Consider the following 23,907-nt stretch of genomic DNA (forward strand, 5'->3'; position numbering starts at 1 on the left):
ACGTTTTTTCAAACCAGCCTTAGGTTTCTCGATAGAAATCACAATAGGCACAATTCAATCTTTGAATGCCAATAGCCATTTTTTTAAAAAGTGCAAAAAAACGCTAAAGAAAGAAGATGGTCTGCCGTTACAGATGACGGGACAGTGTATTTTTTTGAAAAAAATCGCTAAAATATAATAATCCTGAACTTGGAATAGAACGTAAACATACGCCCGTTTCCGTCTTTTTCGAACTGAGATTACTAGATCAAAAGGAGAATGAGTATGTATATTCCTGCTCATATTTCGACTGCAAATACGCAAAAAACGAAACCTGCAAAACGTGCAGCGGTAACTTTAGACAAGGCAAAAGCAAACCAAGATACAACCAAGCAAGAAGTAATACATGTTGTAGATGCACCCGAAAAACGCGATGGTGAAGACCGCCGTCAACGTAATGAAAAAATATTGCTAGACACGCGTTCTGGAAGAGATCGACGCCATAGTAAAAATAGAATGTCCATCGATACCAAAGCCTAAACACTGCTGTGTGGCGTAACATCAAATCGTAATTTAGCTAAGGCTCTGCATGCAGTGCTTGCCATTTTTCGGCAGACATGACTGCCTTGTATTGTGCATTGAAACTAGTCTGTTTGTTGTTAGCTTTACTTTCGCTAAGGGTTATAAACAGTAAGTCTTGAGTTTGTTTATATTGTTCGATGTTGGCTTTAAATTCATCAATTTCACCTAGATCTAGCTTATCAAATGTCATGCTCATTATTTGCTGATGCGTTAACCCAAGTTGTGCTTGCATATTGACTAGTTGGGCAAGTAAATCAGAGGCACTGGATTGCGTTTGACGTGCTCGAGCAATATTCAATCTCTTGCTTTTCATCGCCATTGCTTTTTTGTCTGCTTCTTTTGTTAGTTGCGCCATGTCGAAAATCGCTTCGTTTGATGAGGGTTCATTAAGTTCTTCCGTTTCCGATGAACGCTCTATGTTTGTTGATGGGGCACTAAAAGGTGCACTTGCATACTTTTCAATATCTTGATTTGCAGGCTCATCCGAAAAGCTTAAAACTAACACCACAATGGCAACAGAAGCTGCTATTGAGCCACCAAACTGCCAATGTCGCCACTTGGTTAGACGCGCCGTTTGCGAGGCCTTATTTTTTGCAAATAATTCGGTTTTAGCCTGCTGTAAAATAGCAGCGTCAATGGCTAACGATGGCTCAGGTAGGTCACTATTTTGATATTGTTGGCTAACAAAGGACAGCGCTTCTTCATCTATGTTTGCTTTCTCATTGCTACTATTGGGTGGGTTTTGCTTATTCATGGAGCTTCCCTCCTCGTGTACTTTTCTCCTCGCGTAATAATGTCAGACACATCAATACGCTTTTCTAGGCATAGTTTCAGATTACTATAGGCCGAACGTAGTCTGCTTTTTGTTGCCTCAAGTCCAGCATTTACAATAATGGCAATATCTGACAGAGCCAAACCAGATTCCTCCCGAAGCAAAAAGCAATCTAGCTGGTGCGTAGGCAGCTTTTGTAAACACAAATCTATAGCTTGCCATTGTTGATTCTGTTGATGAATCGCTTCGGGTGTCGTTGATACCTTCGCAGCTTCCACTGTGGATTCGGTCCCTTGCTCGTTTTTAGGGGTTTCAATGATAGTGTCAACCACTTTTACATGACGTATATGGTCAATCAATTTATGCCGAGCAATTGTATATAACCAGGTTGAAAAACGAGAATTGGCATTGAAGCTATCAGCTTGCGTAATTACTCTACTCCAAACGTCTTGAAAAATGTCTTCAGTTAAGACTTCATTATGCAGTTGTCGCAATAAGTATCGGTATACCCCGCCTTTATGGCGTGTATAAAGCACTTCAAAAGCGCTATAGTCACCGTCTAAGTATTGCGACAATAAACTATTGTCGCTCGCTTTTTCAATCTTCATTGTGTTAACGACATCCTTATATGGCCCTCAAGACTTATTTTGATGCACTAGCGTAAGCGCTTTTAAGTTTCGCTTGTTAACTTTTAAATTTTCGATGCTTCTAGATTCAACTGCGCTAGAATCATCATCGCTAGAGTCGACAGCACTGTATTCGCTAAGTTCATTGGCGTTGCGAACTAATTGAATAAATTCACTACGGTAGCCATACTCATCGTTTCCTTTTGCCTGCTGTGCAGTTTCAGTAATCCATTGATAATCGATATCTTGTACATATTTACTCTTTTTCATCAATTGTGCAAAACCTGCAACCGCAGTAGCAAATTTAAAATCAGGCGTTTGTTCTGCAAAAGTCGTGATTTGTTGACGGCCTATGCTTTGTTCAATCAAGTCACTTTTACTTTCTTGCGGTTGTTTAAACCTCAATTTAATAAATGCCAATTCTTGGTTTAGCTGGGTAGTTTCAGTTTGTGCAGTTGATGTTTGATAACGTAGCTCATCATTAAACTTTTCTTTGCTATCGAGCAGGGTAAGTTCATATAGTGCTGTTACACTATGACCAGCTCCTATATCACCTGCATCAACTTTATCATTATTAAAATCTTCTTTAGCTAGCTTACGGTTTTCGTAACCGATTAATCGATACTCAGCCACCTGATTAGGGTTAAATTCGACTTGTATTTTTACGTCTTTGGCAATAATTTGCATGGTCGATTGTAGTTCATCTACTAGTACTTTTCGTGCTTCGTTAATAGTGTCGATATATGCGTAATTGCCATTGCCAGCGTCGGCTAGCTGCTCCATTAAATAGTCATTGTAGTTACCTTGTCCAAATCCTAAGGTAGTTAATGCAATGCCTTTTTCTCGCTTAGTCTCTATTAATTTAATTAAGGCATTTTGGTCAGTCATACCTACATTAAAATCGCCGTCGGTGGCCAATATCACTCGGTTAACGCCTTTTTCAACAAAGGCTTGTTCGGCAAGCCGATAAGCGAGTTGAATACCCGAAGCACCATTTGTAGAACCACCAGCACTTAATTTATTTAAAGCGGCCGTGATAGCTATTTTATTGTTACCCTTAGTAGGTTCAAGTACAACGCCCGACGCCCCCGCATACACGACAATAGATACACTGTCTTTTTCATTGAGTTGATTTGTTAGCATCGTCAGAGAACGTTTAAGCAAAGGCAATTTATTCGCCTGGTTCATTGAGCCAGAGACATCCAACAAAAAAACTAAGTTTCGGCCTATGTTAGCCTTAAGCTCTGGCTCATAGCCTTTTAGCCCAATACGTAATATGTGGCGCTCTTTATTCCAAGGTGCGACCGATATAGCTGTATTAACACTAAAAGGAGTTTCAGTTACTGTTGGGCTTGGGTACGCATAGTCAAAATAGTTGATAAATTCTTCTACTCTTACGGCGTCTTCTGGCGGTAAATAGCCTTGATTAAGTAGGCGGCGAGAATTGGTATAACTGCCGGTATCCACATCCACTGAAAAGGTCGACAAGGGGTTTTCACTCACAATATGCACACCATTTTCTTCAATATCTTGGTAATTTTCAGTATTCGGTATAGGGCCTATATGGTCCATTATTGGTGTTCGTATTCTCATAGCATGGCTGGTCATTGCCAGATTTTGAACATGTGCTTGCTTCGCTAACGATTCGTCTTTTAACGATCTGTTCTTAGGCGCTTCCACTTTATCGAGTTCAATCAATTCAGTCTCAGCTAGTGACTCATGTTGCGCCGCTGATTGTTCTTTTTTGGCTTGCTCACTTTCTTGAATTGGTCCTGCACAAGAAAATACGGTGAGTATGGTTAAACTAAGTAGGCTAAGTTTTAGGGTATTTGTAGGCATAAATATAATCCTTTTGTAAATTAGGCTCGGCCATTTAAATGGCTTAAGTAAAATGAGCTAGAGTAAAAACTAACTAGACATACCTTATTGACGGATGAGTTTACAAAAAGGGGTTTTTATTTTTAGATTATTTTTTCGACAAGCAAGTTCACGCCTAGTGGAGGTGTAGTATTTTCCTCTCATGCGGTTGTAAGTAAAATAAAAGAAAACAAAACGCCATTAGGCAGTTGTTTTGTAGGTTCTTTGCGCATATATTTATCGGCACCTCTAAGAAAGACAAAGAAGAAAAATACAGTGAGCTCAGTCAATACACGTTTATTAATATGCTTTGGTTTTATTCTCAGCTTGGCATCTTGTTCTAGTAGTGCCCCTATCAGCTATCAATTCGGTTACAAACAAGTTGATTTTGATAATTTAAAGACCTACAGATGGAAGAACAACAGCGCTAAGAGCGCGTTTCCAGAGTTGTCTTCTGCATTTGTATCAAACTTAAATGAGTCTCTTTCCACCAAGGGTTACCAACAGAAAGACCAAGGACCCGTAGACTTCTTTATAAGCTATGAAATTAAAGCGACAACGGATGTTAATCTGGAAACTTTTCAAACATACGAAGGCACCGGTTTGGCATTCAAATGGAACAGAAGCGATGGATTAAAAAGAGATCCGGTAAAAACTGGAGGATACGACACAAACGCAGAAGTATCAGGCAGGGGCACAGTGGTGGTTGACTTTATCGACCCAAACAACAATACGGTTTTTTGGCGAGGAGTCGCAGAAAAAGAGTTTGAAACAGATGCAAATAGTGGCTCACCGAACCGCCTAGTTGATGTCAATAAAGCAAAGAACAATATGAAAAAAGCGGTACACAGACTAATGGAATTTTTTCCACCCGAAAAATAAAAGTAAGCGTTTTGAAGCCGTTGTTGCAGATAATCTGACATTGTCTCTATTAGCTAAGAGTTCCTCTGAATAGTATGCGCGGCGAAATAGTGGTTTAAACCACGATAAAGTTGTCTATAGCACAATTTCGAAAACAAGTTGAAATGTAAGTTGTTGAATTTAATGACTTATACATTTGGCATTCAAATTGCTAAACCAAGTAGATAGAATAGATATTTAACGACTATGTTTAACTTGAAACTGCATAGAGTAAGTATTTTTAATATTAACGTTTAGTAGAAATGGATAAGGAAAAAAGATGAATATCGATTTATGGGGTTTTTTAACAGTTGCAGTGCTCGCCGGTATAGGCTTTTTGGTCATGATCATTATTACTGGCAATCAACGAAAAATGAAAGAATTAGAAGTAGAAGCTTTGAAGGTGCAAAATGTTAATTTAAAAAATGCTGTGGAAGATGCGGTATTGCGTCATATCAAGGATCAGAATACTAGAATTGAAGTTCTCGAAGCCATTGTTACTGACAAAAAGTATGACTTAAATCAGAAAATTACTAACTTAAAATAAAACGTATTTACGGAATTATTTCTGCTCTTTGCGTTCATCTTAAATAGCCTAATTTACCTGAAATCTAAAAATTATGTAGCGCAAATCGATGAATTCTTATTGAGAGTTCAAGTGAATATAAGGTGGGTAATTCACTGTGGATGAGGTAGCATATCAGGAATATAGATAGGCTATCAAAACAGATTTATGATCCAGAACCCAATTTTAAAAGGTTTTAACCCCGACCCTAGTATCTGTGTAGTGGGCGATGATTATTATATTGCCACCTCTACCTTTGAATGGTATCCCGGTGTACAAATTCATCATTCAAAAGATTTAACAAACTGGCGCTTGATAAGTCGGCCACTCAATAGAGCAGCTTTGCTCGATATGCGAGGAGAGCCTGATTCGTGTGGTATTTGGGCACCTTGTTTGACCTACTCAGATGGTTTGTTTCATCTAATTTATACCGACGTAAAACGGTTTGATGGTAATTTTAAAGATGCGCATAATTACCTCACTACTTGCGAGACTATTGATGGTAAGTGGAGTGACCCAATTTATATGAATTCAAGCGGTTTTGACCCGTCATTATTCCATGATGATGATGGTAAAAAATGGTTTGTGAACATGGTGTGGGATCATCGACATAAGCACAATTTTTTTGGTGGCATACTGCTGCAAGAATATTGCCCTGTGCAACAAAAATTAATTGGAGAGATTAAGAATATTTTTGCGGGTAGCAAACTTGCATGCACAGAGGCCCCTCATCTATATAAGCGTAATGGTTATTATTATTTATTAACTGCAGAGGGCGGTACATTTTACACTCACGCGATGACTATGGCTCGCTCAAAAAATATTGATGGGCCTTATGAGTTGGATCCATATGGCTACCTATTAACCGCCAAAGATAATCAGCATTTGGGCTTACAACGAACAGGCCATGGCGATATTTTTGAAACCGCCAAGGGTGAATATTACTTGGTACACTTATGTGGGCGACCTCTGTTGGGAGAGCGCAGATGTCCATTGGGCCGCGAAACAGGCTTACAAAAAACATACTGGACGGATGATAATTGGCTTAGATTAGAAAATGCTGAAACCGATGGTTTGCCAAAAATGCAGGTCGAGCCCCCTGAAGTACCAGAGCATCCTTGGCCGCAAATCAATGCACGCAACGATTTTGACAGCAACAACTTGCCTATTGAATTTCAATGGTTACGCACACCCTACCCAGAAAAATTCATGAGTTTAGAAACACGCAAAGGTTATTTGCGCTTAACGGGTCTTCAGTCTATCGGTTCTCTTTATGAGCAAGCTCTTGTTGCGCGTAGGCAGCAAGCCTTTGTTTTTACTGCTCAAATAGCAATGGATTTTGAACCAAATAACTTTCAACAAAGTGCAGGTTTAACTTGTTACTACAATAGTTATAAATTTCATTATTGCTATGTATCTATTGATGATGAGGGGCAGCGATTTGTCGATATTATGAGTTGTTTAGGGAATAGAGACCAGACCCTTACATTCCCGTTAAGAGAGGGCCAGCTTGATCCTAGTAAAACCGATATACGTTTTGTTTTACCTAAAACGGGTACGGTCTACCTTAAAGCAAAAGTTGATCACCATTCACTGATATTTTTATTTTCTACCGATGAAATATCTTGGCAAACACTGCCTGTGCATCTGGATTATACGGTTATTTCTGATGAAGCTGGTGGTGGTGAAGGCACTAATTTTACCGGTGGCTTTGTGGGAATGGCTTGCCAAGATGTTTCAGGCCAGCAATTGCATGCTGACTTTGATTATTTTGAGTATATCGAAGAATAAGCTCGCCTTGTTTTAATGTATTACTCTATTTTGTAACCAACGCCATAAATAGTGTGGATCAATTCGTCTTCAGACGCGAGCTGCTGATTAATTTTGCTACGTAAGTTCTTCATATGGCTGTCGATGGTCCGGTTGCTGACAATGCGTGAGTCTGTGTAGCTATTTTCCATGAGTTTTTCGCGTGAAAAAACATTCCCAGGTTTGGCGAGTAAAGTCTGCAATAATCTAAATTCTACTGGGGTTAATTCAATCGCTTTTTGATTAACAAAACAGCTATATTTTTGAGCATCTAGCACCAAGCCTTTATAGTGAAGTTCCTCAGTATTGGTATCTAGACTTTGCGTACGTTTTAGAATTGCATTCACTCTGGCAACCACCTCCCTCACTGAAAATGGTTTGCATACATAATCGTCGGCACCGAGTCCTAAACCCATTAGACGATCAATTTCATCAACGCGGGCGGTTAGCATCATAATTGGAACATTTGAAAATGTTCTTATTTCTTTGCATAACGTTAGGCCGTCTTTATTTGGCAGCATAACATCGAGTATCACAAAGTCAGGTTCAAGCTCCTCTATTGCCTCAATTACTGAAGCGCCATCGTGAAGCATTTTCACTTCAAAGTTGCTTGCACTCAAAAAGTCATTAAGTAAGTTTGCTATTTTTACTTCGTCTTCAACGACGAGGATTTTTTTGCTTGTTTCCATTCTATTAATTACCTACATGCTTTGTATGCTGAGAATGATAGATTGGCAAAGAAATACTCACCTTTATGCCTCCCAATACTGAACTTTTTGCCTCAATTTTACCATGATGTGCTTCCACAATTTTTTGACTTATCGCTAGCCCCAACCCAGCGCCACTGGCGTTTTTCGTTCGAGCGGCGTCCATTCTAAATAAGGGATCAAATAACTGTCGGCATTCTTGGTCACTGGCGCCGGGTGCCGAGTCTTCAATCGTAAATATTACAGTATTGTCGCTTTGTATTAATTGGCAAATTATTTTCCCTTGTGGATTAGTATAGGACATAGAATTGGAGCTTAGGTTAGTTAATAATTGGTTGATTCTTTCTTTGTCACCGTTAATCAAAATCTTATGTTGTATGTTGGCTTGTACCTCAATATTTTTATTAGCGCCGCTTTGCTCAAGTTGTCTTGCGATTTTTTCGCACATGGAAGAGATGTCTAGTGCTTCAAATTGATACCGAAGCGCACCAATGTCAGAAACAGATAACTGGTATAAATCATCAATTAGCCTTTTTAACACTAAAGCTTCGTCTTCAAGAGAAACTAGCTGACTAGGGTCTAATTTTCTAACTCCCGCTTTTAATGCTTCTAATTCACCAATGATGATAGTTAATGGTGTACGAAGTTCATGTGAAATGTCTGCAAACCAACGGTTTTTCGCCGCGCGAGTATTTTCCAAGACCTTTGCTAATTTATTTAGATCGTTTAATACCTGTCCTAGTTCGTCCTTTCGAGAATGACTTAGCTGTTTACCATAAATGCCTGATGTAAGATTATTCAAGCCTTGTACAATTTTAGAGATAGGTTTCAAGAGTGACTTTGACCAATATAATGCCAAGATAACGGTAAATAAAAGGCTGAATAGGCCAATAATCAAGCCTGTCACTAGTTGTTGTTGTGAAAACTCTTCAGCTATATCAGAGCCAAATTTACTATTATTCCAGCTTTGCAATTGGCCTATCACTTCACCTCTATAAACAATATCGTGAGTGTGTATATGTGTGCCGTCTTCCACTTGAGTATAATTGAGTTGCGCCAAGGTTTGGCCTTCCTGATCAACTAGTACCGTGCTTATAGGACTTCCTGGCCCTCTCATAACTTCCGGTGGCGGTCTATCCGTTGGTATTCTAGCTCCTGGCGGTGGGCGCCTAGGCGAATTTGGTCCTGGCGGCCTAGCTCCAGGTGGTGGCCTAGGTCTTTCAGAACGTGCTCCAGGCCCGCTTCTTGGGGCACTGTTTTCTGCCTGTTTTGAGGGGCCACCAATGTATTGTAAGAGAGATGTTTCGGCTAAATTTCCCCAACTTTCGCCTGCTTGCGCGTATTGCTGAGTAACATTACCTGCTAAACGTGCTAGTCGTTCTTGTTCTTGAGCATCTAAAAATTTTAAAAACCCTTGTTCAAAACTCCAGCGTGCTAGCAATAGTGTGGCAAGCAAAACAATTGATGTCAGGCTGAGTAAGGATAAAAATAGTTTTTTAGAAAGCTTCATAATAGGCATTATATGCTCGCATTTTCTGTGCGACTACAGCTGTTTAACAATTAACGGTAATCTTCATACAATTTGCGCAAGTTCTGCATATTTGCCTGCTAATATTTTTTCGTCCCTACCGCTTTAGGAGTAAAAAGCATATTTGGGAATCAAACTAACTTTTTCGGAGATGGAAAATGAAACAATTATTGAGTAAAACAACATTAATTAGTGTTGTTAGTTTAGCTTTTACCCTAAACGTATATGCCTTTGAAGGCCCACGTCCACATGAAAAGAGAAAGCCACCTAAAGAAGCATATGAGGCATGTGTTAATAAAGAAGAAGGGGAAATAGTCACCATCGAAACCCCAAGAGGCGATTTAATCAATGCAACCTGCATAATATTGGAAGAGGAATTAGTCGCAAGGCCAGAAAAAAGACCCAAAGAAGACCGGGAGTAAACTATAAATTAAGGTGTACCGGATTATTTTATCCGGTAAGACAAATTTACAGTATGATTTTAGGCTTATCAGGCTCATATTTTTGTGGTACTTGCCGTTAACTGATAGGTAACCAACTGAAATTTATAGAGTGAATTGCATTTGTTAGAATGCGGGTTTGTAAATAAAACGAAAGACACACGCAACATCTTATGGATGTTGTGTTTTTGTTGCTTGTTTTTTACTTCTGCCATGGCTTCAGATCGTGACATGACGTCAAGTGCTTATGGGGCGATTATAGAAAAAGCTTATGAGCTAAGAAGCGCCAATCCAAAAGAGGCCCAAAGGATAATAAAGTCGGTAAATCGTGACGACCTAAAAGGAATAGACCGTGATCGATTCGATTATATTCATGCATACCTTTTGTATATTACGGGTGATATTGCTTGGTCAATAACAGCATTTGAACGACTGGTGGTCGAAGCAAGTGATTTTGATCAACAGTTTGCTGCTTATGCATCGTTGGCCAATTTGTACGGTGGCACACAAAAGTGGGCAAAAGGCTTTAAAGCCTTAGAATATCTAAGCGACAATATTCAAAAGGTTTCAAGTATAGAAGCCGAAGAACACGGTCACATGGCCGCAGTGAACTTTTATACTGCCATTGAAGAAACTGAATCTGTTGTAGCCTATATTCAACCTTTACTAGAGGGCGATTACAGCTTACGGTTTTCTTGCATGATCAAGATGCATTGGATAAGTGCGGTAAATGAAGCTGATTATAAGAGTCTGAACGAAGAGATATTTACCGAATTACTCACACGGTGTGAAGAATTAAACGAACCTATTCTGCAACTTGGTACTTATCAAGAGCTTGCCTTTTACTACTTAAAAACCGAACAGGTTAATAAAGCCTTTTCGCTCCTATCTAAGCATTTAGATTTTGCAATTAATGTAGATTACAAGCCACTTAGCGACGAGTTTCACCAAATGCTGAGCATCGTTTATTTGAATTATGAAGAGTTTGACAAGGCAAAATTTCATGCCGAAAAGGTTCTAGAAAACCTTGATAGGGGGCTGTATTCAAATGCTTCAACTTCGGCCTACGAAACACTGTCTAAAGTTGCGGTAAGTGATGGAGATTATCGCCGAGCCCTTGAGTACTATAAAAAATATTCAGAGGCTAAATCATTTGTACTAAACCGTGAAAACGCAAAATTGTTCTCTGTACAAAGAGCAAAACAAGAAAGTGTTGAAAAGTCGAACAAGATAGCCTTACTCGATAAGGAAAACTCGCTTTTGAAAGCAAATGTAATGTTAGACGAACAATCTGAACAAAATCAGAATTTAATCTATATATTAATACTTGTCTTGCTGCTTTCGGCTGCTTATTGGATTTACAAAAGCCGCAGTAACTACCAGAAATTACAAAAAATTTCGAGGATAGATGGATTAACTGATATTGCCAACCGGCATTACTTCACAGATTATTCTATCGACATAAGCACACGTAATGCTAAAGATAATCGACCCGTTAGTTTTATTATGTTTGATTTAGATGATTTTAAAAAAATTAACGATACTTATGGGCATAGAGTCGGCGATGTTGCCCTAAAAAGCGCTGCTAATGCCGCAAAAATCGTTTGTCGAAAAGACGACTTAATTGGGCGTCTTGGTGGTGAGGAGTTTGGTATTATGTTATCTGACTGCACTATACAGAAAGCTGTAGCGGTTGCAGAAGCTTGTCGTACAGAAATTGAACGCGCCGCTGTTAGTGAGGAATTTGATTTCAAATTGACGGCAAGTTTTGGAATATCTGGCTCAGAGCTCGTTGGCTACGATTTTGATAATATATTTGATAACGCAGACAAAGCCCTTTACGAATCAAAAACCAAAGGTAAGAATACGGTATCAGTGCTTAATAAATAATGTACTATTGTTAAGCATATTAGATGATTATCTCGGTGCCCAGATATGAGTTCACAAGCGTTGACCTCTCATTTACCATTAATTGCTATATTACGCGGTATAACACCCCATAATGTGTTGTCATATGCAGATATGCTAATTACTGCTGGTTTTACTATGCTTGAGGTTCCACTTAATTCACCACAAGCTCTGGTCAGTATTCGTTTGCTAGTCAAAACCTATGGCAATGCATATTTGATTGGAGCAGGTACCGTGACTAATACGGAACAAGTTGAGTCTGTCATCAACTGCGGTGCCAATTTAGTTGTCACACCTAATTACAATGAAGACGTTGTTAAAATATCGGTAGCAGCTGGTTGTCATTGTTACCCTGGTGTTATTACGCCTACTGAAGCTTTCGCAGCAATTGCAGCTGGAGCAAGTGGGTTGAAACTTTTCCCTATTTCTATGATGGGTGTGGAGGGGTTTAAAGCACTAAAATCAGTATTACCGCCAGAGATAAAGTGTTTTCCTGTTGGCGGCATTACGGCTCAAGAGGAGAGTATGTACCCTTACTTAAGTGCTGGGGCACATGGTTTTGGGTTAGGCTCAGCCTTATTTAAACCCGAAATGACCCTACAAGAAGTTGAAATAAAAGCGGAAGCCTTTGTTTCTATTTATAAGAATTTTTTAAAAAGCTCAATCGTAAGTTAAATACATAACTAGTCGATAGACAAGCTAACACTTACAGGGCAATGATCTGAGCCCAAAATTTCGTTATATATTTCTGCTTGTTCAATCTTTTCTTTTAAACCGGCTGAAGCCCAAAAATAGTCTATTCTCCACCCTACGTTACGTTGGCGTGCTCCTGCTCGATAACTCCACCAAGTATATTTTTCGGTCTCAGGGTGTAGGTGTCGAAAAGTATCGGTATAACCAGCTTTTACCAAATTATCTAGGCCATCAATTTCGGCTTGTGTGTATCCTGCGCTTTTATTGTAGTTTGGTTTTGGGCGAGCCAAGTCAATATCTCGGTGAGCAGCATTTAAGTCGCCACATACTAGCACCGGTTTGGATTTTTCTAAGTGTTCAAGGTAGCTTAAAAAATCTGCGTCCCAAGTTTGACGATAAGGCAAACGTTTAAGATCGTTTTGCGAATTGGGTGTATACACGGTGACCAAATAGAATTCGCCAAAGTCGGCACAAATAACTCTACCTTCTTGGTCGTGTACCTCAATGCCAAGGTCTTTCGTAACTGACTTTGGTGTTATTCGAGTAATTATACTAGTACCAGAATAACCTTTTTTAACAGCAGAATTAGTATATATTTCGTAACCTTGCAAATCGGCAAGCGCTTCGAGTACTTGCTCGTCTTGAGCTTTTGTTTCTTGCAAACAAAGTACATCACAATCCATGCTTTTAAATGACGCCAAGAAATCTTTTTTCATGACTGCGCGAACACCGTTCACATTCCAAGAAACAAATTTCATTTATATCTCCTTTTGTTATTCAACTCATATTGGCTAAGTTGAATTTCGCTTTTATTGTTTTTCGTTAATTTTACACTATTTACCCCGACTATTGAGGGATGTTTCTTATTCAGTTGTTGGCTTATCTATATAAAGCTATTGATCTTTGCTCAAATCGTTTATTTCGATTTATAACTATTCGATTAAATCGAAAGAATTAGCGAATTTTTAGCAATATATCTTCAATTATTTTAAATATAAAATAAATAAAAATTCAAGATTGGAGAAGCAACATGCAATATATTAGAAGAGCAAACGAACGCGGTACGGTTGATTTAGGTTGGCTACAAAGTCAGCATTCTTTTTCATTTGGCCATTATTATGACGCTGCGCATATGGGCTTATCCGTTTTACGGGTCATTAACGACGATATTGTGCAGCCCGGTCGTGGCTTTGATACTCACGGCCACCAAGATATGGAAATTATTTCATATGTAGTTAGCGGCGCAGTTGAGCATAAAGATAACCAAGGTAATAAAACGCGTATTCCAGCGGGGGATGTGCAACGAATGAGTGCTGGCACAGGCATTATGCACTCAGAATACAATCCTTCTGAGAACGAAGAGGTCAATTTTTTACAAATTTGGGTTTTACCTGAAAAAAAGGGTTTGCCTCCCAGTTATGAGCAAAAAACGATAGAGCAGCAAACGCAACTAACGGCCCTTGTTACACCAACTGGAGATGCGGGTAGTTTATCAATAAATCAGAATATGAGCATGCATCGTTTGGTGTTGGGTGCCAATGAAACATTTACTTTGCAGTCGCAATTAGGCTTTGGTTATTTGCATATTGTAAAAGGGCAATTAAGTGTGGATAAAGACAGTTTCGTCAAAGGTGATGCATTTGCCACTAGCGCCAAAGAAGCGATAAAACTCATAGCAAACAGCGACCTTGAAGCTATTTGGTTTGATTTGCCAAGCCAAGTTTAATGTAGTTTTTGCTCCTAAAAATTTTCACGCCAATGCAGCAATCGTTCGTCGCCACGATAAATTCCGAAGGCGGCGATTGCTGACGGGTCTTCATCAAACACGCCGTCATTGTCCCAATCATACTCTAACCAATCATAAGCGTTATACAAAACGCCAATTTGTCCTTGGTTGCCAGCACCGCTTGCTTGATATTCAATGTCTTTTGTTTTGCCAGATATAAAGCCGCCGGTTCCTCCTAAAACGGCGGTTAAATTAGGGTCCAAGCTAATGTTGCTTAGCGTAATTCTGCTGGCATCATAGCTTTGGCAGTTATTATCATTACTGAGTCTAAAGCTGCCGCCATCATAGTGTTCGAGTTGCATCGCTTGGGATAAATTAGCGGTTTCTGGACCAAAACTATTTTCTAATACCAAGCGACCAAATCTTATTTCGATGCCGGTTGAAGAGACGTCAACAGTCGATGTTACGTTAACACCATCGGCGTCGCTAATGCCCGATATGATAAAATCAATGTCAGATGTAAAAGGATCTACTAGCGCATTTGGCGAGCGGTTATAATAAAAGTTATCACTGTCAGCAAATTGATAATGTAGCACCCCCCTAGCTAAAGCCACGGTATTTGGTAGGGCTGTCAAATCATTTTGACTTAAGGTTCCGGTATTCATATTTGATGTAATTGGCAACAAACTTGAATTTACTCCGGTGGCAACTTGATCAGTAGTAGGGCTTGTGATGGCTATATCGCTTGCGCTCAATTTCATAAAGTCGTTGGCACTTCCTTGGCTGTCTTGATAATAATTTTGCGTAATATTACCTTGGGTATTTCGCGCGGTAATAGCGATAACTGGGTTACTAGAATATGAAATAGCCCCTAAACTATTATTACTTTCGTCTCGTTGACCGCTATACGCGGTAAAGCTCATGTTGGCATTACAGATCGCCATTAATACGCCATTTTCTGCCACGGTTTGGTCAAAGTATTTAGGTATAAATCGACCAATGTTTATAGCTGTCGAAGACACAATAATACTCGCATTGCCATAATCACTGTCTTGTACCTCTAAATTAATGAGGCCTACTTCGGAATATCGCGCGGCATTAAAGGTAGATATGCCACTTGAAAACGTAGTTAAATTTACATCTTGGAAACTGGCACTTGTGCTGGTGGATAAAGATGCGCCACTAGCATAGCTCAAGCTGCCTTCTACGCTACCGCTATTCGTCGGCGCGGTCCTATTCAGGCTTAATTGTATTTGGCCAGGAGAATAATTGGGAGTTACCACCGAGGGTGTTGCGGCATTGACAGCGCTCACATTAAGTTCAAAGTTATCACCTGCGGCATGCACGGGCGTAGCTGTAGCGCTAGCACCATTTAAATCTATTCCACCTGCGCGCGCTGAAACAACTAGTTGAGCTGGGCTTACCCAAAAGGAATTACTCACCCCAGATAAACTCACACCGTCTACGTCGTAGTTTGCATGTAAACGAATTTGCCCTGCGTCGTTGTATACAGGTGATGGAATCGTTGCGATACTCTCGGCGCCAAACGTTAAGGCGACGCTACTTGAGCTGCTATGTTTTGCTATGCTGGATCCTGATACATCAAAACTCAGTCCACTAGTGCCACTTGGGTCAATATTTTCTTGTGACAAATCTACATTAACACTGCCATTAAACAAACCCGTACAAACGCCATTAGTGTTTTCTACGGCTTGTACTTTGAGTGCTTCACTAAATGCTGCGCCTGATGTTTGGTTGGGAATTGTTGTACTGTTGCTAGCACCCGACAAAAATCGAAAGCCGGCATCACTGAATGTAATATCACACGAACTACCACTACCATCATCACATTCAACAGGATTGCTTGCCGCAACCGACGCTTTTGTTATAGACAAAGTCACGGTTTCAGGCACAGTATAACTGCCGCTTATTGTGGTTGTGCCAATAAAGGTACCCGTGCCAAGTGCAGCACCATTACCGAGCAATTCTAAAGTAATCGATTCAGTACTTAAGCTTGAGCAATCTGCGTTAGCACAAGCATTAATCGTGATTGTTTCTGCCTCGCAGGTTAACGCTTGTCCGTCATGCACAATCTCGTAATGATGCACAACAGGAACAACGCTACAGGGATGACGTTCAGCCATAATTTCTTGAACTTGTGTTGTTGTCAATGTGCCATCGTAGAGTCTAAATTCATCAATCAAACCATGAAAATCATATGAACTAGAATTTGAGACGCCTCCAACTCGTAACTCGGTATTAACAACAGCATTGCTATTGTTGGGGGAACCTCTTCTTTGACTTAAACTTTGCTCTACCCCGTCTACATACATACGATTGCTTGCCACGCTTCCGTTAGTAAATTCCACCGCTATGTGGTGCCAACTATTTTCTAGGCCAGCACTGGCAATACCGTATATATCATTCCTCCACGTATTAAAGCCAATACTGCCGTCGATAATCCAGATATCATGAAAATTCCATCCCATTGGCATAGCACTATTGGTGCCGTCCCAATACATCCAGAAAGTGGCGGTAGTTTTAGCACCGTTTGAAGTATCAACCGGTAAACCTGTTACCTGAATTGAACCATCGTTTTGACTAGCATAACCACAAGTACCTGGGTCGCCCGTTAAAGCGGGAGTACTTGTTTCTGGTGTGGAACTTCTCACAATTCGACCATCGTATCCATTTCCGCTATTGTCAATAACTTCACCATTACTGCCATTCCAAGTATCTTCTTCGAAACGATATTCCAATATCAAGTTGGTGGTAGCAGGCGTTTCTGAGCATGGACCTAAGGTAACTGCGCCATTTAAAGCGCCTTCTCGCAAAACTTCGTAGTTCGACATATTGGTAGAGCTTTGGATAGTGTTTGCAATACCAATTTCCATGTAGTCACCGCCACCCCGCTCATGGAAGATGGTTTCAATTTCAAATACGGAATCTTGTGTCAAGGTAAATGAGCCGCCGGTGCGAGAGTTTGCGGTATTACGCTCAAATCTGAGTTCATTCGAAGCGCCAGCATTTGACCCGCCAAACTTATTAAAGGTAACGGTGTCACCAGACAGCGTATTTAATTCCAAATTAAAGCCGTCGTCACTTTCTACAAAAATAGTGTAGTCACCAGCGGGTAAATTTATTAAGCCGTTTGTTTTTACCAAAAAATCACTCTGGCCTTGATTGCCCACCGAACCAAAACCTGGGTACGGAAGGGTGCCTGAGAAGGTACGGCGTTGTCCACCAAAGTCATATCGGTCAGCTTTTGCGGTGCCGCTTTCAACTATATTGTATCTACCGCCATCTATTAAACCCGTTGCAGGAGAGCCATCAGCGACCCAAGCGTCATATATAGCCAAAGATGTCGTGCTATTATTAATTCGAGTAGTACTGCCTCCACTTCCTATTCGTAGGCCGGTAACATCTATTAAGCCTTTGTCATCACAACTGGTGGTTTCCCATGCTGCTTGAAAGCCCTCTTCGGTAACTGAAAAATCGGTATCATTCACCACTAACATCGCTCCCGATTTGGCAACAAGATCAGAAGGAATTGCATCACCGTCAAATGACCCTAAAAGTGTGTCTGATGTGGTGGTGCCATCATAAACACTTAAAGAATCAAAGTTATCTTCATAATCGAAGGCAGAAAACGAAAGTGTGACCCAGCCACCGCCGCTTGGTTGAATTAAAAATGAGCAGGTTTCATTATTTGAGTAGCTACCACTTGTGCCACCAGAATCAGTCAAAGCGCCCGTTACGGACGTCGATGAAGTATCGCTACAAATAATGTTTGTTGTTTGAGCTTGAACGCTAAAAATAGTGAACAATACAAATCCCGTCAACAATGCCCATATTGCGACTCTAACGCTTTCTTTGTATAAGTTGTTAGGTGTTAGTATTGTCCGCATTGTCGATACCGGTTTCTTCACTTTTCGCGTAAGCTAAAAATTTAATGACGTGGTATCTTTATTATCGTCAATATATAGGTTTTACTTAGCGAATAGGGCTATTGATTTCAATGTGTTAGTCACTTATTGTGAGGTATCTTTGCGCCATCTTCGAAATATACTGAAGGATTTTTAACAAATGTCTTTTACCGACATTAATATGTATCTCGTTATTCTGTTGACCATGATGGCCGGCATTGGCATTACTTTATTTTTTGTTGGCGCTTTAATCACGGTAGCATCAGCATTTGGTGAGGGTAGAAAATTATGGGGCATTTTTTGCATAATATTTTTACCTATATCCATTGTATATTGCGTCAAATATTGGACTAGCACTCAATATCCACGTAAGTACCTAGTATTCGGATTAGCCTTAATTGTGTTAGTAGCCTTGGTATTGCTACTGTTAAAACTTTTCTAAGGAAAAATAGTGCATAGAAATAACAACGTTAAATTCTTTTTTAGTAAAGCACATATGAGTATGTTGTTGTTACTTATTAGTGTCACTTTTTCACTAAATAGTCACGCAGATTGGCAAAAAACTGACTACAGCACAATGGGCACCAATATATTGGTTGAGGTGTATCACAAAGACGCGGCCCTACGCGAACAAGCAACAAGAGCAGTATTTGCCGAAATGGAGCGCATTAACCAACAATTTAGTACTTATATTGACAGCAGTGAATTATCTCAACTCAATCAAAATGCTTACAAAAATCGCGTTATCGTCAGCAAAGAGTTATTCGATTTATTAGTGTTGAGCGCTGAAATTTCCGAGCTTACTCAGGGCGCATTTGACGTGACCTATGCTAGTGTTGGTTATTTATATAGTTACCCAGATAAAGTGAAGCCTAGTGACGAAGAAATTCAACAGCGGCTCTCGGCAATCGACTATCGTTTACTAGAGCTTAAAAAAGATGACTTAAGCGTGCGTTATAAAAACCCTAATGTAAAAGTCGATTTGGGTGGTGTTGCCAAAGGATACGCGGTAGACAACGCCATTAAAATCTTAAAATCTCTTGGGATTGAACATGCTTTGGTAACCGCTGGTGGTGATACTCGTTTATTAGGAGATCGCTTAGGTAAACCTTGGATAGTAGGTATTCGTGACCCCCGTAACCGAGACAAGCAAGCGGTGTTAATACCTCTAGCAGAAAGTGCAATGTCGACCTCGGGTGATTATGAGCGTTATTTTGAAGAAAATGGCGAACGTTTCCATCACATCATCAGCCCTAAAACGGGTAAATCAACGCATGAGGTGCAGTCTGTTTCCATTATTGGCCCTGAAAGTGTCTATAACGATGCGCTTTCTACTGCCGTGTTTGTCATGGGCCTTGAAAAAGGTATCGGTCTTATAAATGGTTTACCTGAATTTGAAGCAATAGTCATGGATAAGCAACGGAGAATGCATTATTCCAGTGGTTTGGGTCAGTAAATTTATAACCACAGTGCAAGATCAAAACAAAGCTGACACTAAATAGCGGTATCGCTTTGTATATTGACCGACTATTTAACTTGCTCTTTTAAGTCTTCAATAGTTTTTATTACAAATGAGATATCTTCTTCAGCTACGTCAATGAGCCCTGCTGCTAAATACTCGGGAGTCTGATATAAATCACGAATCACGGAATTCGCTGTTTTTAAAAATACTGCAGAGGCCTTTGTTTTGTTGCACATCATATGTACTTTTGATACCGGTTCGATCCCAGCAATTCGATAAGACAACAGATTGAGAGACTCAGTATTGTTTTCATAATGATTGAGTTCTGCGGGAGGCAGTATAGCGAAGTCTGCCCTTGAACGCGTAATTAGCAATGCTAAGTTTAGATATGAAGTCATACCTTGAATAGATACTTTGTTCTTTTGCGCTATATTTTTTAATGCAGCGTCAATATGATCGCCTTGGCTTATGTTTTCCCAAAGCATCAATTGAGTATCGGGGTAGACCTCAAATAATGCCTCAATATTTTTTACAGCGCCTTCTTCGTTTAGCAGTGAAGGGTCCAAGGGTCCCATTTCTTCCCGCAAATAAAGGCGGTGAGTTTGCATTAAGCCAATTGGTAAAGAAAAATAATAACGTGAAGCACGTTCAGCTGATTTGAGCTTGAATAGTGCACATATCGCGTCATCAGTATCTTCTGAAAATTTGATAATAGATCGAGCGGTAGGCAAAAATTCTAGCGTGAAGTCATTCGGTAAATTATCCACCACTAACAGCATAGCTGCTGAAACGGCATTTTTGGGGTCTTTATTCTTGTATGCTTGAGAAAAATAGATGTCTTCGTAGTGAATATGTACCGATGCATTATTTTTAGCATCAGACTGAGTAATAAAAGAACTCATACAAAATGCGACAACGATTAAAAATAATGGACTAACGCTTCGTCTCAAAATAACGCCTTATGTTCGGCCATATCCTACGTATTCTGTTTGTATCGGCAATTTTTTCTGAATCGCTATAGAATACTGATGCTTATCTCTCAACATACTAGATTTATAAGCGCTTGTAAAACCAACTATAAGCTAGAATCTCGCTTACCCATCACCAAATATACAGGTGATAAAAACTTGATTTAAAACGCATTAAAAGGTTGATGCAATTATTCTTCATTTAACCATTACGAAGACTCTTTCAATAGCTGAGCAGGTTGTATTTTTAATTTTTGAAATAAGTATAAAGCGCCCAAACTAAAAACGATAACCGACGATATACAAGCTACTGCCATCCCCATCCAATATATATCCCAAGCGAACACTTTGAGTCTAACTTGCAACACTAAAGTCGCGATAATTAGTCCTAAGATAATGGAAAACAAACTCACCACTGTCGCTAAGAGTGAATATTCAATTATAATGGCTCTTCTTATGTAAGAAATACGCGCGCCTATACAATACAGAATAATGGCATGATAACTTTGTTTACTTCTGCCAGCAGCCATCACACTTGCCAACACCATTAGGCTGACCAATAAGCTAATAGCTGAAATTACGCTTAGCCCGCTAGTCCCTTTGTTAAGTAAATCGCTAGCGGAATCAATTAAATCTTTTGTACGAACAGTGATGATATTAGGATACGTGCGAGCTAATTGAGTTTGAAGGGCTAAAGCCTCTTCATCGTCCATATAAATTGTGCCGACATAAGCGTTGATAAAGTCATCCAGAGCGCCATCAGAAAATATCGCTTCAAACCAAAATCGCGTTTGTATACCTTGTTGACTATAAATACCAGTGAGCAGGCCGGTTCGTTCTATGCCGACTAAGGAAAATTGAACTATATCACCAGGAGAGAGGCGCATTTGTTGTGCTTCTCGGTCTTCCATAATAAAGGCAAAGTCAATATTAGGATTGGCTAATGAATTAGCCGAAAATGAATCATCCCAAATTGCGCCATCAACAATTTTTATGCCGTCGATATTGCCCGACAAATAACTCAATTTGTGCTCATCGCGTGCTTGATTTTGCCAATTTACATCATCATTACCTAGCTCCCTAATCGGCGTACCATTAATCGCAGAGACTCTTGCACGGACGTTGGGAGACAGAGTCAGTTTATTTACTGAGTCATACTGACTGGCGGCTTTATGTAAGCCTTCTTTTTGCTCGGATAATACGTCGTACAATACCAAAGCAGGTGATTCTTCAGGAATAGTGGTCTCTACTAAGCGAAGCAATGAAAACACAATGACCGTACAAGCAACAAGTAGTGTTAGTGCTGTACCCAATGAAAGAAGTGTAATTCTAAGTGGGGTTCCAGGACGGTGCATGTTGGCTAGAGCTAAACGAGTAGCCGCATGGCGCAATAACCATTGGCGCTGCTCCATAGTGCGTGATACCCAGCGTAAGCCTCTAACCACGACTTCAAAAAAGCTTAAGCAAATAATAACAGTTACCAGAAACGCCAAACCAAAAAGTACATTCGGGATGGCGAATAAAACAAGTATGGCTAGCATGATAGCAAAACCATAGCTTGCTATACGCCAGTGCACTGAAATTGTGTTTCCGCTTATGTTATTGGCTCTGAATAGATGCGCAACATCTACTTGTAAGGCTCGTCCTAAGGCAGGTAATGCAAAGGTAAATGCCGTTACAATACCGAAAAACCAAGCTGAAAAAGCGGCAACAATTGTGTCACTGGCTTGCAATACAAGAGGTAAGTCTTGTGATAATACCTGACTTCCAATTAAAGCAAGTCCGCTGCCAAAAAGTACGCCGATAAAACCTGAGACTGAAGCTAAAATAGCAATTTGCACGACAAAAATTTGCCCAATTTTGGCGTCTCTTAGGCCGCACGCTTTTAATGTTGCTATGGTTTCACGCTTGCTTTGTAAATACACTGAGATACTGTTAAAAATGCCCAGACCGCCAATGAAAAGGGTGCTAAATGCGACAATAAGTAAGCCAGAAGCAATTTGAGATAAGCGCTCAGCAATACGACGACTTCGATCTTTAAACGTTTGTATTTCCCAATCGGTGTCGGGGAATTGTGCAATAAAATTATCTTCCCACGTGTCTACCTTTTCAGAGGTGCGAATACGATACTCATATTCCACTCGGCTACCTGGACGTAACAAGCCTGACGCATTCATGGCTTCTTCAGAAATTAAAACAGGCGCACCTCGCCAATTAGCATTCAGTCTTCGGTCGGGTTGTGCTAGTACCAATGCCCTTATAACAAGTTCCAAATCACCAATATAAACGGTGTCACCCACTCTAAGTTGTGAGCGTTCGGCTAATATTGGATCCACAGCAACGCCCCATTGCCCTTCATCATTTGCTAATGCAGAAGATAAATTTTGCTCTGGTTGTAGCGTGAGCTCCCCATACAGAGGGTATGCATTGTCAATACTCAAAAGTTCTACCAAGGCAAATTCGTCGCCTTGGGTACTCATCATGGTATCGAGTTCACGCGTTAACGAAATATCACCGGTGCTCGCTAGCCAGTCTAAAACTGCCTGCTCAATTGGTTCACTTGACTCTATTTCAACATCGCCGCCCATTAGCGCTCGCGTATCCGATAACAACACTCGGTCGAGCATCTGATAAAGACTAGCCGCGGCCATTACCAAGCACACCCCAAATATTAGGCAAGCACAAAACAGCCAAAGACGTTTTAAACCTTGAACAAGGTCACTCCAAGCAAATTTAAGCTGAAAATTCACTATTTTCCTCTACTCGAAGTTTGCCAGATTCTAGCCAAAACAATCGTTTACAGCGTTGCGCCAAGCGCATGTCGTGAGTCACCAGTACCAATGTTGACTGTGATTGCGCGTGTAAATCGAACAACATGTCAGCAACACGCTTGCCGGTTTTTTCATCTAGGTTACCCGTGGGTTCGTCGGCTAAAATCAGTCTTGGCTCATGAACTAAGGCCCTTGCGATAGCAACACGTTGTTGCTCACCACCTGATAACTGTTGTGGATAATGAGTTGTTCTGTCTTTTAGACCAACTCGTTCGAGCATATTTATTGCGCGTTTGGTTGAATCTGCTTGACCAGCAATATCAAGGGGCAATGCGGCATTAGCAAGCGCCGTTAAACTATCGATTAAATGAAAAGACTGAAAGACGATGCCCATATTGTCGCGTCTAAAATCAGCCAGCTCGTCAGGAGATAGATGAGATAGCGCTTGGCCATCTAATTGAATACTGCCATGTGTGGGTTGTTCTAATGCGGCCAGAAGTTGGAGTAGCGTGGTCTTGCCGGAGCCAGAAGGACCAACAATAGCCACGGTATCACCACCATCCATACTGAAGTTTAAGTTGTCAAGGACACGCAATGGAGAATCTGCTTGTCCATACTCCATAGTAAGATTAGAAACCTGAATCAACTTAATCTCCTGCTACGATATTGTTTTAATTGATATCATACA

At 40.3% G+C, this 23,907-nt stretch carries 20 protein-coding genes; 10 read left to right on the plus strand and 10 right to left on the minus strand.

Annotation, left to right across the window (positions count from 1 at the left end):
* Positions 1–264: 264 nt before the first annotated feature.
* Positions 265–519 carry a hypothetical protein gene (locus RM552_RS09065; protein WP_311368508.1) on the plus strand — a complete coding sequence of 85 codons (255 nt, stop codon included), beginning with the start codon at positions 265–267 and terminating at the stop codon, positions 517–519.
* A 37-nt stretch (positions 520–556) separates the two neighbouring features.
* Here RM552_RS09065 and RM552_RS09070 read toward each other — a convergent pair whose 3' ends face one another.
* From RM552_RS09070 to RM552_RS09080, 3 genes are read right to left on the minus strand one after another with little or no spacing between them, the layout of a single operon-like run.
* Positions 557–1,315, minus strand: coding sequence for a hypothetical protein (locus RM552_RS09070; RefSeq protein ID WP_311368509.1), 759 nt, complete (start codon positions 1,313–1,315; stop codon positions 557–559).
* On the minus strand, positions 1,312–1,941 hold the full coding sequence (locus tag RM552_RS09075; RefSeq protein WP_311368510.1) for a sigma-70 family RNA polymerase sigma factor: 630 nt from the start codon (positions 1,939–1,941) through the stop codon (positions 1,312–1,314). The genes RM552_RS09070 and RM552_RS09075 overlap by 4 nt, the downstream gene beginning before the upstream one ends.
* Before the next feature lie 27 nt (positions 1,942–1,968).
* On the minus strand, positions 1,969–3,798 hold the full coding sequence (locus RM552_RS09080; RefSeq protein ID WP_311368511.1) for a vWA domain-containing protein: 1,830 nt from the start codon (positions 3,796–3,798) through the stop codon (positions 1,969–1,971).
* 294 nt (positions 3,799–4,092) lie between these two features.
* Here RM552_RS09080 and RM552_RS09085 point away from each other — a divergent pair, with 294 nt between their 5' ends.
* From RM552_RS09085 to RM552_RS09095, 3 genes are all read left to right on the plus strand, one after another.
* Positions 4,093–4,698 carry a DUF4136 domain-containing protein gene (locus tag RM552_RS09085; RefSeq protein ID WP_311368512.1) on the plus strand — a complete coding sequence of 202 codons (606 nt, stop codon included), beginning with the start codon at positions 4,093–4,095 and terminating at the stop codon, positions 4,696–4,698.
* A 298-nt stretch (positions 4,699–4,996) separates the two neighbouring features.
* On the plus strand, positions 4,997–5,263 hold the full coding sequence (locus tag RM552_RS09090; RefSeq protein ID WP_311368513.1) for a hypothetical protein: 267 nt from the start codon (positions 4,997–4,999) through the stop codon (positions 5,261–5,263).
* Positions 5,264–5,449: 186 nt separating this feature from the next.
* Complete coding sequence (locus RM552_RS09095; protein ID WP_311368514.1) at positions 5,450–7,072, plus strand: glycoside hydrolase family 43 protein; 1,623 nt, start codon at positions 5,450–5,452, stop codon at positions 7,070–7,072.
* Between the two features lie 20 nt (positions 7,073–7,092).
* On the opposite strand, the gene RM552_RS09100 is transcribed toward RM552_RS09095, so the two are convergent.
* The gene (locus RM552_RS09100) at positions 7,093–7,779 is read right to left on the minus strand and encodes a response regulator (protein WP_311368515.1); all 687 of its coding nucleotides are present in this window, start codon (positions 7,777–7,779) and stop codon (positions 7,093–7,095) included.
* 4 nt (positions 7,780–7,783) lie between these two features.
* On the minus strand, positions 7,784–9,307 hold the full coding sequence (locus RM552_RS09105; RefSeq protein WP_311368516.1) for an ATP-binding protein: 1,524 nt from the start codon (positions 9,305–9,307) through the stop codon (positions 7,784–7,786).
* Between the two features lie 176 nt (positions 9,308–9,483).
* On the opposite strand from RM552_RS09105, the gene RM552_RS09110 reads away from it, so the two are divergent.
* The 3 genes from RM552_RS09110 (at position 9,484) to RM552_RS09120 (ending at position 12,348) form a co-directional block, all read left to right on the plus strand.
* Entirely contained in the window at positions 9,484–9,747 is a 264-nt protein-coding gene (locus tag RM552_RS09110) for a hypothetical protein (protein WP_311368517.1), read from the plus strand.
* 249 nt (positions 9,748–9,996) lie between these two features.
* Positions 9,997–11,655 (plus strand): tetratricopeptide repeat-containing diguanylate cyclase, encoded by a 1,659-nt coding sequence (locus RM552_RS09115; RefSeq protein WP_311368518.1) that lies wholly within the window; start codon positions 9,997–9,999, stop codon positions 11,653–11,655.
* Between the two features lie 45 nt (positions 11,656–11,700).
* Positions 11,701–12,348, plus strand: coding sequence for a 2-dehydro-3-deoxy-6-phosphogalactonate aldolase (locus RM552_RS09120; protein WP_311368519.1), 648 nt, complete (start codon positions 11,701–11,703; stop codon positions 12,346–12,348).
* A gap of 8 nt (positions 12,349–12,356) precedes the next feature.
* Here the strand turns inward: RM552_RS09120 and RM552_RS09125 are convergent, their stop codons facing one another.
* A complete protein-coding gene (locus tag RM552_RS09125) occupies positions 12,357–13,124 on the minus strand; it encodes an exodeoxyribonuclease III (RefSeq protein ID WP_311368520.1) in 768 nt (255 codons plus the stop codon).
* A 272-nt stretch (positions 13,125–13,396) separates the two neighbouring features.
* On the opposite strand from RM552_RS09125, the gene RM552_RS09130 reads away from it, so the two are divergent.
* Complete coding sequence (locus RM552_RS09130; protein WP_311368521.1) at positions 13,397–14,092, plus strand: pirin family protein; 696 nt, start codon at positions 13,397–13,399, stop codon at positions 14,090–14,092.
* Positions 14,093–14,106: 14 nt separating this feature from the next.
* Here the strand turns inward: RM552_RS09130 and RM552_RS09135 are convergent, their stop codons facing one another.
* Positions 14,107–18,000, minus strand: coding sequence for a DUF6701 domain-containing protein (locus tag RM552_RS09135; RefSeq protein WP_311368522.1), 3,894 nt, complete (start codon positions 17,998–18,000; stop codon positions 14,107–14,109).
* A gap of 178 nt (positions 18,001–18,178) precedes the next feature.
* Between RM552_RS09135 and RM552_RS09140 the strand changes: the two genes are divergently transcribed.
* Positions 18,179–18,460: a hypothetical protein gene (locus RM552_RS09140; RefSeq protein WP_311368523.1), complete on the plus strand. Its 282-nt coding sequence runs from the start codon at positions 18,179–18,181 to the stop codon at positions 18,458–18,460.
* A gap of 9 nt (positions 18,461–18,469) precedes the next feature.
* On the plus strand, positions 18,470–19,474 hold the full coding sequence (locus tag RM552_RS09145; protein ID WP_311368524.1) for an FAD:protein FMN transferase: 1,005 nt from the start codon (positions 18,470–18,472) through the stop codon (positions 19,472–19,474).
* 71 nt (positions 19,475–19,545) lie between these two features.
* On the opposite strand, the gene RM552_RS09150 is transcribed toward RM552_RS09145, so the two are convergent.
* The 3 genes from RM552_RS09150 to RM552_RS09160 form a co-directional block, all read right to left on the minus strand.
* On the minus strand, positions 19,546–20,430 hold the full coding sequence (locus RM552_RS09150) for a hypothetical protein (protein ID WP_311368525.1): 885 nt from the start codon (positions 20,428–20,430) through the stop codon (positions 19,546–19,548).
* Positions 20,431–20,657: 227 nt separating this feature from the next.
* A complete protein-coding gene (locus tag RM552_RS09155) occupies positions 20,658–23,198 on the minus strand; it encodes an ABC transporter permease (protein ID WP_311368526.1) in 2,541 nt (846 codons plus the stop codon).
* Positions 23,182–23,865: an ABC transporter ATP-binding protein gene (locus tag RM552_RS09160; RefSeq protein WP_432277203.1), complete on the minus strand. Its 684-nt coding sequence runs from the start codon at positions 23,863–23,865 to the stop codon at positions 23,182–23,184. The genes RM552_RS09155 and RM552_RS09160 overlap by 17 nt, the downstream gene beginning before the upstream one ends.
* Positions 23,866–23,907: the final 42 nt, after the last annotated feature.

The sequence above is a fragment of the Glaciecola petra genome, assembly GCF_031846345.1.
GTDB classification, from domain to species: domain Bacteria; phylum Pseudomonadota; class Gammaproteobacteria; order Enterobacterales; family Alteromonadaceae; genus Glaciecola; species Glaciecola petra.